At 53.2% G+C, this 14318-nt stretch carries 14 protein-coding genes; 9 read left to right on the top strand and 5 right to left on the bottom strand.

Annotated features, from left to right (window positions below):
• Positions 1 to 119: 119 nt before the first annotated feature.
• Entirely contained in the window at positions 120 to 866 is a 747-nt protein-coding gene (gene phoC / locus C0557_RS09605) for an acid phosphatase PhoC (RefSeq protein WP_208658279.1), read from the top strand.
• Between the two features lie 116 nt (positions 867 to 982).
• On the opposite strand, the gene C0557_RS09600 is transcribed toward phoC, so the two are convergent.
• Positions 983 to 1534, bottom strand: coding sequence for an NAD(P)H nitroreductase (locus tag C0557_RS09600; RefSeq protein WP_074778138.1), 552 nt, complete (start codon positions 1532 to 1534; stop codon positions 983 to 985).
• A gap of 162 nt (positions 1535 to 1696) precedes the next feature.
• On the opposite strand from C0557_RS09600, the gene sppA reads away from it, so the two are divergent.
• The 3 genes from sppA to pncA all read left to right on the top strand — a co-directional run bounded on the left by sppA (position 1697) and on the right by pncA (position 5280).
• Positions 1697 to 3550, top strand: a complete 1854-nt coding sequence (gene sppA, locus C0557_RS09595) for a signal peptide peptidase SppA (protein WP_208658278.1) — start codon at positions 1697 to 1699, stop codon at positions 3548 to 3550.
• Positions 3551 to 3611: 61 nt separating this feature from the next.
• Entirely contained in the window at positions 3612 to 4628 is a 1017-nt protein-coding gene (ansA, locus tag C0557_RS09590) for an asparaginase (RefSeq protein ID WP_074778134.1), read from the top strand.
• A 10-nt stretch (positions 4629 to 4638) separates the two neighbouring features.
• Positions 4639 to 5280: a bifunctional nicotinamidase/pyrazinamidase gene (gene pncA, locus C0557_RS09585; protein ID WP_208658277.1), complete on the top strand. Its 642-nt coding sequence runs from the start codon at positions 4639 to 4641 to the stop codon at positions 5278 to 5280.
• Positions 5281 to 5368: 88 nt separating this feature from the next.
• On the opposite strand, the gene C0557_RS09580 is transcribed toward pncA, so the two are convergent.
• Together C0557_RS09580 and msrB are read right to left on the bottom strand one after the other, a co-directional pair.
• Positions 5369 to 5644 (bottom strand): YeaC family protein, encoded by a 276-nt coding sequence (locus C0557_RS09580; RefSeq protein ID WP_208658276.1) that lies wholly within the window; start codon positions 5642 to 5644, stop codon positions 5369 to 5371.
• Between the two features lie 38 nt (positions 5645 to 5682).
• Positions 5683 to 6096: a peptide-methionine (R)-S-oxide reductase MsrB gene (gene msrB, locus C0557_RS09575; RefSeq protein ID WP_208658275.1), complete on the bottom strand. Its 414-nt coding sequence runs from the start codon at positions 6094 to 6096 to the stop codon at positions 5683 to 5685.
• 343 nt (positions 6097 to 6439) lie between these two features.
• Here msrB and gapA point away from each other — a divergent pair, with 343 nt between their 5' ends.
• Both gapA and C0557_RS09565 read left to right on the top strand, forming a co-directional pair.
• Positions 6440 to 7435, top strand: a complete 996-nt coding sequence (gene gapA / locus C0557_RS09570; protein ID WP_074778128.1) for a glyceraldehyde-3-phosphate dehydrogenase — start codon at positions 6440 to 6442, stop codon at positions 7433 to 7435.
• 76 nt (positions 7436 to 7511) lie between these two features.
• Positions 7512 to 8396: a D-hexose-6-phosphate mutarotase gene (locus tag C0557_RS09565; RefSeq protein ID WP_208658274.1), complete on the top strand. Its 885-nt coding sequence runs from the start codon at positions 7512 to 7514 to the stop codon at positions 8394 to 8396.
• A 45-nt stretch (positions 8397 to 8441) separates the two neighbouring features.
• On the opposite strand, the gene C0557_RS09560 is transcribed toward C0557_RS09565, so the two are convergent.
• The gene (locus C0557_RS09560; RefSeq protein WP_208658273.1) at positions 8442 to 9299 is read right to left on the bottom strand and encodes an aldo/keto reductase; all 858 of its coding nucleotides are present in this window, start codon (positions 9297 to 9299) and stop codon (positions 8442 to 8444) included.
• A 91-nt stretch (positions 9300 to 9390) separates the two neighbouring features.
• On the bottom strand, positions 9391 to 10137 hold the full coding sequence (locus tag C0557_RS09555; RefSeq protein ID WP_035886141.1) for a MipA/OmpV family protein: 747 nt from the start codon (positions 10135 to 10137) through the stop codon (positions 9391 to 9393).
• Between the two features lie 352 nt (positions 10138 to 10489).
• Here C0557_RS09555 and C0557_RS09550 point away from each other — a divergent pair, with 352 nt between their 5' ends.
• From C0557_RS09550 to C0557_RS09540, 3 genes are all read left to right on the top strand, one after another.
• Positions 10490 to 11626 carry a D-alanyl-lipoteichoic acid biosynthesis protein DltD gene (locus tag C0557_RS09550; RefSeq protein WP_208658272.1) on the top strand — a complete coding sequence of 379 codons (1137 nt, stop codon included), beginning with the start codon at positions 10490 to 10492 and terminating at the stop codon, positions 11624 to 11626.
• Between the two features lie 129 nt (positions 11627 to 11755).
• A complete protein-coding gene (locus C0557_RS09545) occupies positions 11756 to 12874 on the top strand; it encodes an MBOAT family O-acyltransferase (protein ID WP_208662872.1) in 1119 nt (372 codons plus the stop codon).
• The gene (locus C0557_RS09540) at positions 12871 to 14304 is read left to right on the top strand and encodes an AMP-binding protein (protein WP_208658271.1); all 1434 of its coding nucleotides are present in this window, start codon (positions 12871 to 12873) and stop codon (positions 14302 to 14304) included. The genes C0557_RS09545 and C0557_RS09540 overlap by 4 nt, the downstream gene beginning before the upstream one ends.
• The last annotated feature ends 14 nt before the right edge of the window (positions 14305 to 14318 follow it).

The raw sequence follows: 14318 nt of genomic DNA, 5'->3' as shown, positions 1-14318 counted from the left end.
GGCCATTTTGCGATGCAGAGCAATTTTTTAAACTGTGAGTTTATTTATTACTGTTATATGACAGAAATATTACTTATCTTTTCACCTGAGGATGTCATTGATAATTAAAGGAATCACTAATGAAAAGACGTTTAGTTACCCTCTGCATTGCCAGTTTGTTCTCTGTTAATACCTTTGCGCTTGTCCCTGCGGGCAACGATGCCACCACCAAACCAGACCTCTACTACCTGAAAAATGCGCAGGCGATTGACAGCCTGGCGCTGCTGCCGCCCCCACCGGAAGTGGGCAGCATTGCGTTTCTCAACGATCAGGCAATGTATGAACAAGGCCGTCTGCTGCGTAACACTGAGCGTGGCAAACAGGCTGCGGAAGACGCAAATCTGAGCAGCGGCGGCGTCGCCAATGCCTTCTCAACGGCATTCGGTTCACCGATTACCGAAAAAGATTCCCCACAGTTGCATAAGCTGCTGACCAATATGATTGAGGATGCGGGCGATCTGGCGACGCGCGGCGCTAAACAGAAGTACATGCGCATCCGCCCGTTTGCCTTCTATGGTGTGCCGACCTGCAATACCAAAGAGCAGGATGAACTGTCGAAAAACGGCTCCTATCCTTCCGGACACACCTCAATTGGCTGGGCAACGGCGCTGGTGCTCGCAGAAATTAACCCGCAGCGTCAGGATCAGATCCTCAAACGCGGCTACGATCTGGGGCAAAGCCGGGTGATCTGCGGCTACCACTGGCAGAGTGATGTTGATGCCGCGCGGATCGTCGGTTCTGCCGTTGTTGCCACGCTGCACACCAGCCCGGCATTCCAGCAGCAATTGCAGAAAGCCAAAGCGGAGTTTGCCGCGAAGAATAAGTAGCGAATCCATAACGCAGGCCGGCCAGGCGTTAGCGCCATCCGGCCTTCAAAGCGTCGCGAGGCTAGTTGCCGGGTGGCGCTTTCGCTTTATCTGGCCGGTGAAAATAGATGCGGTGATTAAAAACGCGTGACGAACGGAGCGATGTCAGGAACCGTAACGGTGGTGGAGGCTTTCAGTTGTGGCGTGCCGAGATACAGGAAGCCGACGATTTTGTCCTGCTCGCGGCAGGCAAACGCCTCGCGCACCTGCGGGCTATCGGTCAGCGGGCCGGTACGCCAGATACCATTGAACCCCTGCGCCAGCGCCGCCATCTGCATCGCCATCACGGCACAACCGGCAGAAAGTAGCTGTTCCCACTGCGGCACTTTATGATCCACTTCACATTTGGCGACCACGGTAATAATCAACGGCGCGCGCAGCGGCGAAGTGCGCGCTTTCTCAATGCCCTTCTCATCCTGGCCCGCCGCAATCGCGCCCTGCTCCAGCACTTGACCCAGGCGTTCGCGCCCTTCGCCGTCGATAACGAAAAAGTGCCACGGTTGCAGCGTACCGTGATCGGGTGCGCGCATACCGGCACGCAGAATGTTATCCAGTTGTTCACCTGCTGGTGCCGGTTCCGCCAGGCGTGACGCGCTACGACGGTTGACGAGCAGTTCAAGTGCATCCATTAGTTAAACTCCTGTATTGAAATTTATTCTTAAAATTAACACGGACGTAGAATTTGTTACAGCGCCGCAGGCGATTCCTGCTGACAAGAGGCGGCGGGATAATTAGGATAACCACACTTCGCCGCCCGGGCAGCGGCGGCCTAAACAAACCAGGGAGAATACATGCGAACACTTTGGCGTTTTATTGCCGCTTTTTTTCGATGGAGCTGGCGATTGCTGAACTTTATCCGCAATCTGGTGTTGAATTTGTTCTTTATCCTGCTGGTGCTGGTGGGCGTCGGGATCTGGATGCAGGTAAGCGACAGCAAAACCGAGCACAGCAATCGCGGCGCATTACTGCTGGATATCACCGGCGTAGTGGTCGATAAAACTTCAACCAGCGGACGTCTTGGCGCACTGGGCCGCCAGCTCTTTGGCGCCAGTTCCGATCGCCTTCAAGAGAATTCGCTGTTTGATATCGTTGAGACCATTCGTCAGGCGCAGAACGATCGCAATATCACCGGTATTGTGATGGATCTGAAAAACTTCGCCGGTGCCGATCAACCCTCAATGCAGTACATCGGTAAAGCGTTGCGCGCGTTCCGCGACAGCGGTAAACCGGTTTACGCCATCGGTGATAGCTACAGCCAGGGCCAGTATTACCTCGCCAGCTTCGCCAATAAGATCTGGCTGTCGCCGCAGGGCGTGGTGGATCTGCACGGTTTCGCCACCAACGGCCTCTACTACAAAACGCTGCTGGATAAGCTGAAAGTCACCACGCACGTGTTCCGCGTTGGCACCTATAAATCTGCCGTTGAACCATTTATTCGTGACAATATGTCCCCTGCCGCGCGCGAAGCGGACAGCCGCTGGATCAACGAGCTGTGGCAAAACTACCTTAATACCGTCGCTGCAAACCGCCAGATCACGGCGCAACAGGTCTTCCCTGGCGCGCAGGCGATGCTGGACGGCCTGCGCAAGGCCGATGGCGACACGGCAAAATATGCACTCGACAACAAGCTGGTGGATGAGCTGGGTTCCGCTGCCGACGCTGAAAAAGCGATGGTCAAACAGTTTGGCTGGAGCAGCGAAGATAAAGACTTCCGCGCCGTCAGCATGTATGACTATCAGACGAAGAAACCGAGCGATGTCGGCGGCACCGTTGCCGTGATCTTCGCTAACGGGGCGATCATGGATGGCGAAGAAACACCGGGGAATGTCGGCGGCGATACCACGGCCGCACAGATCCGCGACGCGCGTCTTGATCCAAAAGTGAAGGCGATCGTCCTGCGGGTGAACAGCCCTGGCGGCAGCGTCAGCGCCTCCGAAATCATCCGCTCTGAACTGGCGGCGGCAAAAGCAGCCGGTAAACCGGTGGTGGTGTCGATGGGCGGCATGGCGGCCTCCGGCGGCTACTGGATCTCGACCCCGGCGAATTACATCATCGCCAATGCCAGCACCCTGACCGGCTCGATTGGTATTTTTGGCGTGATCAATACGCTGGAAAACAGCCTCGATACCATTGGCGTGCACACCGATGGCGTCGCCACGTCGCCGCTGGCGGATGTCAGCATGACCAAAGCGCTGCCTGACGAAGTACAGCAAATGATGCAACTGAGCATCGATAACGGCTATAAACGCTTTATTACGCTGGTCGCCCAGTCACGCAACAGCACGCCTGAGCAGGTCGATAAGATTGCCCAGGGCCATGTCTGGACGGGCCAGGATGCGAAAAACAACGGTCTGGTTGATGCGCTGGGCGATTTCGACGATGCGCTGGCGAAAGCCGCGGAACTGGCGAAACTCAAGCAGTGGCATGTGGATTACTACGAAGAAGAACCGAGCTTCTTTGATCGGGTAATGGACAGCATGACTGGCTCCGTGCGCGCGATGCTGCCGCAGGCGTTGCAGGCTTACCTGCCTGCGCCGCTGGCCAGCGCTGCGCAGGAAGTCAAAGCGGAAACGGACAAACTGGCGGTGTTTAACGATCCACAAAATCGCTACGCCCTCTGTCTGAACTGCGCCAATATCCGCTAAACTCACCTCACACGTCCCCTCCACCGGAGGGGATTTTTTTAGATGCGGCAAGAACGAAACCATGCAAAAGAAATCGATTTACGTTGCCTACACCGGCGGTACCATCGGTATGCAACGCTCAGAACACGGTTATGTGCCGGTTTCCGGCCACCTGCAACGTCAACTGGCGCTGATGCCGGAGTTCCATCGCCCGGAGATGCCGGATTTCACCATTCACGAATATGCCCCGCTGATGGACTCTTCCGATATGACGCCGGAAGACTGGCAGCATATTGCTGATGATGTGAAAGCGCACTACGACGAGTACGACGGTTTTGTCATTCTGCACGGCACCGACACCATGGCGTACACCGCGTCAGCCCTGTCGTTTATGCTGGAAAATCTTGGCAAGCCGGTCATTGTGACAGGGTCACAAATCCCACTCGCCGAGCTTCGCTCCGACGGGCAAATTAATCTGCTGAATGCGCTGTATGTGGCGGCAAATTTCCCGATTAACGAAGTGACGCTGTTCTTCAACAATCGCCTCTACCGCGGTAACCGCACCACCAAAGCGCATGCGGACGGTTTTGATGCTTTCGCTTCGCCGAATCTGCCGCCGCTGCTGGAAGCCGGTATTCACATTCGCCGCCTCAATACGCCACCTGCACCACACACGACGGGAGAATTGATCGTGCATCCTATCACCCCGCAGCCGATTGGCGTGGTGACGATTTATCCAGGGATCTCCGCCGATGTGGTGCGTAACTTCCTGCTTCAGCCGGTAAAAGCATTGATTCTGCGCTCCTATGGCGTGGGAAATGCGCCGCAAAACCGCGAGTTCCTGAAAGCCTTGCAGGATGCCAGCGCGCGCGGCATCGTGGTGGTTAACCTGACGCAATGTATGTCCGGCAAGGTGAATATGGGCGGCTACGCCACCGGCAACGCTCTCGCTCACGCCGGGGTGATTGGCGGTGCGGATATGACCGTCGAAGCCACGCTGACCAAACTGCACTACCTGCTGAGCCAGCAGCTTGATGCGGACGCGATCCGTACCGCCATGATGCAAAATCTGCGCGGTGAACTGACGCCGGATGAATGAGGAGGCTTGTATGACGCAACGTGCTTTGCTGTTGGTCGATATCCAGAATGATTTTTGCGCCGGTGGCGCGCTGGCCGTGGCCGAAGGTGACAGCACCGTGGATATCGCCAATACCCTGATCGACGGGTGCAAATCACGCGGTGATGCGGTACTGGCAAGCCAGGACTGGCACCCCGTCAATCACGGCAGCTTTGCCAGCCAGCACGGTGTTGCGCCGTTCAGCACCGGCGAGCTGGACGGCTTAGCGCAGACGTTCTGGCCGGATCACTGTGTGCAAAACAGTGATGGCGCGGCGCTGCACCCGCTGCTGAATCAGCAGGCCATTGATGAGGTGTTCCGCAAAGGTGAAGATCCGAACATCGACAGTTACAGCGCGTTTTTCGATAACGATCATCGTAAAGCTACGGCGCTGCACGGCTGGCTGCAACAGCACGGGATTCGCGAGTTAATCGTGCTGGGGCTGGCCACCGACTACTGCGTCAAATTCAGCGTGCTGGATGCGCTGAAGCTGGGTTACGAGGTCAGCGTCATCACCGACGGCTGCCGCGGCGTCAATATTCAACCGCAGGACAGCACGCAGGCATTTATGGAGATGGCGTCAGAAGGTGCCACGCTCTATACGCTGGCGGACTGGCAGGAAACACACGCCTGAGGTCATAGCCGGATGGCGGCTGTTGCCTGTCCGGCTTACAGTTTTCAGGCCAGATAAGGCGAAGCCGCCCTCCGGCATTGCGCAACACTTAAGACTTAAATGTCGCTATCGACTTCGGCGCAATGCCGAAATCCTCTTTCAACTGCTGCTTACTTTTCATCACCATCTGCCCGTTGGTGTCGATCGTCATATGCTGCGCCTGCGTGTTGTTGCGCGCCTGCCATAACATCACCAGTTGCAGGCTGTTCTCTTTTTGCTCCGGCGTCAGCGCCACGCCGTCTGGCCATTTTCCTAATTCAACGGCCGTCGCCAGTCTCTGGTAGATCTCCGGCGTCATACTGTTAACAATTTGTTCAAGATCCATATTACTCATCTCCGTGGAATAATAGCTGAATCGATTTTTCAACCACGAGTCCGGGTGCCGTTTTCATCATCCGTGAAACTCAGCGAAGCGGAGTTCACGCAATAACGCTCCCCCGTCGGCTGCGGGCCGTCCGGGAAGACATGGCCCAGATGCGCATCACATTTCCCGCAGCGAATTTCTATACGCTGCATACCGTGGGAATAGTCATTGATGTAGCGGATCGCGTCTTCACTTACCGGCTCGAAAAAACTCGGCCAGCCGCAGCCGGAATCGTACTTGGTTTGGGAGTTGAACAGCGCAGCATCGCACACCAGGCAGTGGTAAACGCCATCGCGCTTGTTATGCAGCAGATGGCCCGTGAAAGGGGGTTCTGTGCCGTGATTTTGCGTCACATAAAACTGCATTTCAGTCAGTTCTTTTTTCAGGTCGTCTTCGGAGGAATTATTCGCCATATGCTCACATCTCGCGGTAAAAGTAAGACCATTTTTTCCAACGATTCTAACAAAACATTAACACTAGGGTGCTAACTTTTGTTCTAAACTTAGCAGTTGCGGTAAAGCAGCCAGGTAATTGTGATACGTTTCACATTTTTATCCTGTCTGGCCTTTAAAATCCCACGCGGCGCCTCCACATGGGGAGGATGCTCAAAGGAAGAGTGAGGCGAGTCAGTCGAACAAAGGTTATGCGGAGGATTGATTTGTCGCAATGATTGACACGATTCCGCTTGACGCTGCGTACGGTTTTTGTAATTTTACAGCCAACCTTTTATTCACTAACAAATAGCTGGTGGAATATATGACTATCAAAGTAGGTATCAACGGTTTTGGCCGCATCGGTCGCATTGTTTTCCGTGCTGCTCAGGAACGTTCTGACATCGAAATCGTTGGTATCAACGATCTGTTGGACGCTGAATACATGGCGTACATGCTGAAATATGACTCCACTCACGGCCGTTTCAACGGTACCGTAGAAGTGAAAGACGGCAATCTGGTTGTTAACGGTAAAACCATCCGTGTTACTGCTGAGAAAGATCCGGCTAACCTGAAATGGAACGAAATCGGCGTTGACGTTGTTGCTGAAGCTACCGGTATCTTCCTGACCGACGAAACTGCTCGTAAGCACATCACTGCTGGCGCGAAAAAAGTGGTTCTGACTGGTCCGTCCAAAGACAACACTCCGATGTTTGTTCGTGGCGCGAACTTCGACAAATATGCTGGCCAGGACATCGTTTCCAACGCATCCTGCACCACCAACTGCCTGGCTCCGCTGGCTAAAGTTATCAACGACAACTTCGGCATCATCGAAGGTCTGATGACCACTGTTCACGCAACCACCGCAACTCAGAAAACCGTTGACGGCCCGTCTCACAAAGACTGGCGCGGCGGCCGCGGCGCATCCCAGAACATCATCCCGTCCTCTACCGGTGCTGCTAAAGCTGTAGGTAAAGTACTGCCGGAACTGAACGGCAAACTGACTGGTATGGCGTTCCGCGTTCCAACTCCGAACGTATCTGTTGTTGACCTGACCGTTCGTCTGGAAAAAGCAGCGTCTTACGAAGAAATCAAGAAAGCCATCAAAGCCGCTTCTGAAGGCCCGATGAAAGGCGTTCTGGGTTACACCGAAGACGACGTTGTATCTACCGATTTCAACGGTGAAGTTTGCACTTCCGTGTTCGATGCTAAAGCTGGTATCGCACTGAACGACAACTTCGTGAAACTGGTTTCCTGGTACGACAACGAAACCGGCTACTCCAACAAAGTTCTGGACCTGATCGCTCACATCTCCAAATAAGTTGAGATGAGAACATGATCTGAAAGAGCGACTTCGGTCGCTCTTTTTTTTGTTTTCAAGACAGAGGATTGCGTTAATGATTACAAAAATTTTTGCACTTCCGGTACTCGAACAAATTACCCCAACGCTTACCCGCCGTAAAATGGACGAACTGGATGTGTTAGTCGTTGAACATCCGCAGGTTAAAGCTGCCTTTACCTTACAGGGCGCGCATCTGCTCTCCTGGAAACCGCAAAGCGAACAGGAAGTCCTGTGGCTGAGCGGCAACACCCCGTTTAAAGACGGCGTCGCAATCCGTGGCGGGATTCCGGTGTGCTGGCCGTGGTTTGGCCCGGCAAAACAGCAAGGGCTGCCTGCACACGGTTTTGCGCGCAATCTGCCGTGGACGCTGAAAGCGCATAACGAAGATGCAAACGGCGTGGTGCTGACGTTTGAACTGCAAAGCAGCGATGCCTCGCGCAAATTCTGGCCGCACGACTTTACTCTGTATGCACGTTATAAACTGGGCGCAACCTGTGAAATTGAACTGGAAGCCCACGGTGAGTTTGAAACCACCTCTGCCCTGCATACCTACTTCAACGTTGGCGATATCGCCGCGGTGAAAGTGAGCGGCCTGGGCGATCGCTTTATCGATAAAGTGAATGACGCAAAAGAAGATGTGCTGGCCGATGGCGTACAGACCTTCCCGGATCGTACCGATCGCGTCTATCTGAACGCTGAAGGTTGCAGCCTGATTCATGATGCCGCGCTGAACCGCACGATTGAAGTGACCCATAGCCATAACGCCAACGTGGTGGCCTGGAACCCGGGTCCGGCGCTCTCCGTCAGCATGGCCGACATGCCGGACGACGGTTATAAAACCTTTGTCTGCGTGGAATCGGTCAATGCAACCGTCGCGCAAAAAGCGACTGCCGAAAAACCGTCCCGCCTGGCACAGAGCATCCGCGTAGTTAAACGCTGATCCGCTGCCTACCCTCTCCCGCCGGGAGAGGGTTAAAGCACGTCCTTACACCACATCGAGCGGCGTTTTACGGTTGGGTGCCGGAAACGCGTTATTGAGTCGCGCTAAATCATCCGCACTGAGCACGATTTTCAACGCTGCCGCATTTTCCTCGACGTGCGCCACGCTCGCCGCTTTAGGAATGGCCATCACACCCTGATGGCTGATGACCCATGCCAGCAGAATTTGCGCCGCGCTGGCGCGGTGCGCATGGGCGATATCCTGCACGACACGGCTTTCCAGTAAACCGTCCCGCAAACGCCCGGCCTGCGCCAGCGGACAATACGCCATGACAGGCATCGCCTGCTGCTGGCACCAGGGCAGTAAATCGAATTCAATCCCGCGGGAGCCGAGGTGATACAGCACCTGATCGGTAGCGCAGGCCTTACCGCCGCTGACGCGCGAAAGTTCCTGCATGTCGCTGTAATCGAGGTTAGAGACGCCCCAGCGGCGGATTTTGCCCTGTTGCATCAGCGTGTCCATCACCTCGACCGTTTCAGCCAGCGAGTAGTTGCCGCGCCAGTGCAGCAGATAGAGATCGAGCACATCGGTTTTCAGGCGACGTAAGCTCGCTTCACAGGCGGCGATCGCTTTTTTACCCGCCGCATTCCACGGATAGACTTTAGAGACCAGAAACACCTTATCGCGCAAACCGCCCTGTAATGCTTCGCCGACCACCTCTTCCGCGCCACCTTCCGCGTACATTTCGGCGGTATCAATCAGCGTCAGCCCCAGATCGATGCCCGCACGTAGCGCATCCACTTCTCTTGGCCGCGCGCGTGAATTTTCACCCATATACCAGGTGCCCTGGCCGATCGCGGGCAGCGTTGCATTACCGGTAAAAACGATGTTGTTCTCTGCCATCTTCTCCCCCTGCGATAAATGCACCACCGTAAAACAAAACAGGGCCAAAGGCCCTGTTTTAATGCACAGATTACGCTATTCAAATGCACAATCAGAAGCGGTAGGTCACACCTGTAGATAACAAGCCAGCCCAGGATTTATCCACCATCGGGCTGTCTTTAATTTCATCCGACAGATGGGTATAGCGGCCGGTGCCGTAGATGCTCCAGCTATCGGTCAGGCGGTAGCTGACGCTCAGCTCAAGATACGGGTTCCAGCTGCTGCCTGGGTCGTAGCTGTTTAAACCGCTACGACGTGCTTCAGAAGACGAGACGCCATAATAGTACTCGTTCTGGTTGTCGCTACTCCACTCAACGCCAATCCCCGGCGTCACCGTCAGACCGCCGTTGTGGTACGCGTACAACCACGCGGCATCCCAGGTGATACCGTTGCTGTTATCCAGCACATCGCCAGCAAGCGTGGTGCGCAGGAAACCATACGGCGTGTTGTGAATATACGACAGCCCTGCCATCATGGTCGCCTTACGGCGATCTAACTGGCGTAACTGATTGTTATCACTGTCTTTTGGTTTAAACTGCCACGGTGAGTAATAGGCCGTAATCGACAGCTTATCCGCATCATCATTCCACAGATAGTAGCCGCCACCGATACCACGAAACCAGAAATCATCGCCTTCATAGGTGATCACCGGAATCGGCAGTACATCCCTGTCATACTGTTTGTACGGCGTTTCCACGACGCCGACACCAGCGCCCAGGGAAAAGGTATTTTCTGCATTCGCCGCAAAAGCGGAACCTGCAGTCAGCACACCCAGTGCCAGGAGTTTTAGTTTGGTCACAGTCTTTTCTTTCCTGTAGTCAAATAATTGGCGCAAGAAGTTTAACCGCCCACGACATCCTACCCAAATTTTTTTACCTGAGCATTACAAAAAAGACGCTAATTGTTCATAGCACCTCACCTCGCGTATTTGGTGCGGCAAAAAGCTGGCGCGCCCTGCTCAGCAAAACTGCGCTGTGCCTTTTTTGAAATGGCTGGTGATAAATGACGCACTGTACATACTGTTACACGGCAATACTCATCATTCCCCTGTGGCTGGTATATAGTGTCGCGGAAACAAAGTTTCCTTTGTCTGTGACGTTAAAAAACAACAATTTTGAAACATAAGAACATCAAGCAACTTCACGTTTATAATGAAAATCAAAAATACTTTTTGCCTACATTTCCTGATGGCACTTCTTGCCGTCCTGTTCCTTTGTATTCATCCGCTGATGAACAGCTATACCCCGCCGCTTAAATTCCAGCCGTTGATTGAATCGATGGACGGAACGACAAAAGAACAGGCGGAAAAAATAGCGACTATTTCGCATGCCTTACAGGGCAATGCGATTTTTTTCATTGGCGCATCGGAGGTAGCCACTTCTGAAGATGAACCTTACGCTGTATATAATTATCTGAATAATGATTTACATCGCAATGTAGTTGCATTTGGCGACAGTTTTGATGACAGCATCACCCATTTTCTTTTGCTGTCACGCTTTAAAAATTCCCTTAACGCAAACAGCAAAGTGGTTTTACTTCTGGCCCCCGACAGCTTTTATTCTACTGGCGTGCCTCCCACTATTTTCGCGAATAATTTCCCGGCCCCCGTATTTAATCCATTAATGCAGGATGAACAGACACGCCCATTTTTGGTCAACTACTTACGTAAAATAGATAAAAAGGAAACCAGCCATTTAACGTTTGAACAAATGAAAATCTCTGGCTGGGATCTGGACAATATCTGGCAAGAAGTCAGTTACGAGTTTGCCAACTTCTGCACACTGATAAAAAACGACTGGCTGGCGATGCTGCACATTGTCCCTTCACCTGCGCGGCCCTGGCCGGTGCAACCTGCCGTTGCCATCACGCCGGACTGGGATCGCGAACTGGCTCATGCCCGCAAACTGAACGAGGCGCGTCAGGAAAGCGCCGACACCTTATGGATGGATAAAACTGTCTATGAACCGGGCGAAAAACCGGAAGTGTGGGACGACTCACCGGTTGAAGCCGAACAAATGAAAGCGTTTCGCGCCATGATCCAGTTGCTGAAAGAGCGCCACGTCCAGGTGGTGGTCATTATCGATGCGATTAACCGGCGTGCGGTGCAAAACCCTGAACTGGTGCAGCCTGCGGTAACACAGACGACAGCCATCCTGAAAGAAAATCAGATCCCGTATCTTGATATGTATTCCATGCCCTATCAGAACGGCTGGAACTGGGATCGTCTGCATCCTACCGACCTCGCATGGGTCCCGATGGACCGCTTTATTGTTGAGAGTTTTAAATGATGAAATACGCTATTCGCCTGTTTTTCCTTTACCTCTTACTGGCGGTCACCATTATCGCGTGGTCCTCTGTTGATGAAAGCATGAATTTAAAAGTGCACTTTGAATATCAAAAGTTCTGAGGAATGAATGATGTACAGCTCCGGAACCTTTTTTTTCTTTCTCTTTTCTTCGGCGTTGCTGTTTGCGCTGGTTAACCGTGTATTGCATTACCGGTTAACGTATTTATCCGCTTTTTCCGTGCTGGCGGCATTCGGCTGGGGATATATATTTCAGGGCGATTACATTGTGCCCGTTGCAGTATTTCTCAGCTTCTACATTCTCGTGACTTTAAAAGAGAAAGGCTGGTTAAAAACCTGGCAAGCGGTAAGTTTAACCCTGCTGCCGTTGTTCGCGGTGAAATTGCATTTAAATAATCACTGGGGAATGATTGGCTTATCTTTTATGACCTTCCGCGCCATTGATGTTCTGCTCTACCGCAGCAAAAAAGATGGCAATAATATTTTGCATTACTTCTGTTACCTGTTTATGCCGTTTATTATTCTGGCCGGCCCGATGTACCGCTGGCGGACATGGATCACAGATATTAATAAACCCGTATTTACGTTAACACGTGAGCAATTTCTCATTGCCGCAGAACGCATTTTTACCGGCATTATCCAGAAATTCTTATTTGCCATGCTGATCGATAACCTGGTCATTCAGACGTGGAACCATCGCCCGTTTACCTTAAGCGTTGGCATTGTTATGTCGTTGGCCTATAGCGCCTATCTCTATTTTGATTTTGCCGGTTACAGCAATATGGCGATCGGCGCCGCGCGCTTGTTTGGGCTTAATATTCCGGCAAATTTCAATATGCCCATTCTGGCGAAAAATCCACAGGATTTCTGGCGCCGTTTCCATATCAGCCTGTCTGAATGGTTACGCGATGTGGTCTTTATGCCGATTTATATGAATTTAATGAAGCTCGACTTTTTCCGTCAGAACAAGACGCTGGCGCAGAATATCGGTATTTTCTGCACGCTGTTTTGTATGGGGGCATGGAACGGGCTCGAACGGCACTATGTCATTAGCGGCGCGCTGTTTGGCGCCATTTCAGTTGCACACAATATGTTGCAATGGTCAGCAAAGCGCAGCCCGGCACTGAACCGTTGGTTGCAATACCCCGTGATGCTCTTTTTGGGACGCCTGTTAACGCTCGCAAGCGCTGCGGTATCCCTTTACATTTTTAGCGGAATGTCTCCCCTATGAATCTTCACTCTGATCTCCAGGCGCTCCAGGATTTCCTGCGTGCAGCATTACTCGATCCCGCCCGCCCGCATCAGTTAGCGGTCAGCGGCAGCGATGAAACATTAACCTGGCAGCAACTCTCTGTGGCGGTAACAGAGTGGTTACAGCGCTATCAGCGTTGCCAGCCCCCGGCAGGAACGCCGGTGGTGTTATATGGCCACCAGCAGGCGGAATTCGCGGTGGCAATCTATAGCTGCCTGCTCCACAACATTCCCTATATTCCGGTGGACTGCATCTACCCTCAGGAAAGGTTGAAGGAGATTTGCCACCTCGCCAGCGCGCCGCACTACTACGACGTAGCGACCCGTCAGTTTGTGCCAACCGGTGAAACCGGCCAGCCGCTGGCGGAGCCAGACCTTGCCTATATTATGTTTACTTCGGGTAGTACCGGCAAACCGAAGGGCGTGCAGATCGGGCGTGAAAGCGTGTGGCATTTTATGCAGTGGGTAAGCCAGGATTTCGCGTTGCCGCAAGTGCCGGTGCTGATGAACCACGCCCTGTTCAGTTTCGATCTCTCGCTGATTCCCTTGCTGGCGAATCTGGCAACAGGCGGCCACATTGTGCTGAACGCCAAAGAGGATATTGCGGCAGAAGACTGGCTCACCCGGCTGAAAAATAATGCTGTCTCGGTCTGGGTTTCCACCCCCTCTTTCGCCTACCAGAAATTGCTCTCGCCGCAGTTCAATAGCGACTTTTTGCCTACGCTTGGCGTGTTTATATTCATCGGCGAGGTGCTCAACAAAGCGCTGGTAAAACAGTTGCGCCGCCGTTTTCCGCACGCCAAAATCCTCAACTCCTATGGCCCGACCGAAGCGACTATCGCCACCACCGTGGTTGAAATCACCGATGAAATAGTAAATAGCGAGAACGACATGCTGCCAATCGGCACCATGATGCCGGAGTCCAGAATGGAGATTACAGCCGAGGGTGAGCTGATAATCTGGGGCAAAAACGTGATGCGCGGCTATCTCGGCCTGCCGCAGGAGAATGCAGAAAAATTGCTGCGCCGGGAAGGCGAAACCTGGCGCGGTTATAAAACGGGCGATCTCGGCTATGAAAACGGGCTTCTTTACTGCCAGGGACGCAACGACAGCCAGATCAAACTCAACGGCTACCGTATTGAAATCAACGAGATTGAAAACCGCCTGCTGGCCATGTCCGGCATTCGCGAGGCGGTCGTATTGCCGTTGATGAAAACGGGCGGCGGCGTGCTGCGTATCGCAGCGTTCTGCGTAACGAAACTGGCGCCTGACGCCATCAAACATTCGCTTTCACAGGTGGTGCCCTCGTACATGGTGCCGTCGCAAATCATTATCCAGGACGCTTTGCCGTTGAACCCTAACGGTAAAATCGACCGTAAACTGCTGGACAGCCACGCCCGCAGCCACTGATTACACAGGAAAAG

The organism is Kosakonia sp. MUSA4 (assembly GCF_013085925.1).
In the GTDB taxonomy this organism is placed as follows: domain Bacteria; phylum Pseudomonadota; class Gammaproteobacteria; order Enterobacterales; family Enterobacteriaceae; genus Kosakonia; species Kosakonia sacchari_B.
This window is presented reverse-complemented; position numbering and strand designations above follow the sequence as displayed.

Bases quoted from the DNA above. Each gene is read 5' to 3' on its own strand.
- C0557_RS09560 (WP_208658273.1), bottom strand. From the start codon at position 9,299: ATGGCAGAGAACAACATCGTTTTTACCGGTAATGCAACGCTGCCCGCG.
- C0557_RS09540 (WP_208658271.1), top strand. From the start codon at position 12,871: ATGAATCTTCACTCTGATCTCCAGGCGCTCCAGGATTTCCTGCGTGCA.
- ansA (WP_074778134.1), top strand. From the start codon at position 3,612: ATGCAAAAGAAATCGATTTACGTTGCCTACACCGGCGGTACCATCGGT.
- pncA (WP_208658277.1), top strand. From the start codon at position 4,639: ATGACGCAACGTGCTTTGCTGTTGGTCGATATCCAGAATGATTTTTGC.
- gapA (WP_074778128.1), top strand. From the start codon at position 6,440: ATGACTATCAAAGTAGGTATCAACGGTTTTGGCCGCATCGGTCGCATT.
- C0557_RS09565 (WP_208658274.1), top strand. From the start codon at position 7,512: ATGATTACAAAAATTTTTGCACTTCCGGTACTCGAACAAATTACCCCA.
- C0557_RS09550 (WP_208658272.1), top strand. From the start codon at position 10,490: ATGAAAATCAAAAATACTTTTTGCCTACATTTCCTGATGGCACTTCTT.
- msrB (WP_208658275.1), bottom strand. From the start codon at position 6,096: ATGGCGAATAATTCCTCCGAAGACGACCTGAAAAAAGAACTGACTGAA.
- sppA (WP_208658278.1), top strand. From the start codon at position 1,697: ATGCGAACACTTTGGCGTTTTATTGCCGCTTTTTTTCGATGGAGCTGG.
- C0557_RS09600 (WP_074778138.1), bottom strand. From the start codon at position 1,534: ATGGATGCACTTGAACTGCTCGTCAACCGTCGTAGCGCGTCACGCCTG.
- C0557_RS09545 (WP_208662872.1), top strand. From the start codon at position 11,756: ATGTACAGCTCCGGAACCTTTTTTTTCTTTCTCTTTTCTTCGGCGTTG.
- C0557_RS09580 (WP_208658276.1), bottom strand. From the start codon at position 5,644: ATGGATCTTGAACAAATTGTTAACAGTATGACGCCGGAGATCTACCAG.
- phoC (WP_208658279.1), top strand. From the start codon at position 120: ATGAAAAGACGTTTAGTTACCCTCTGCATTGCCAGTTTGTTCTCTGTT.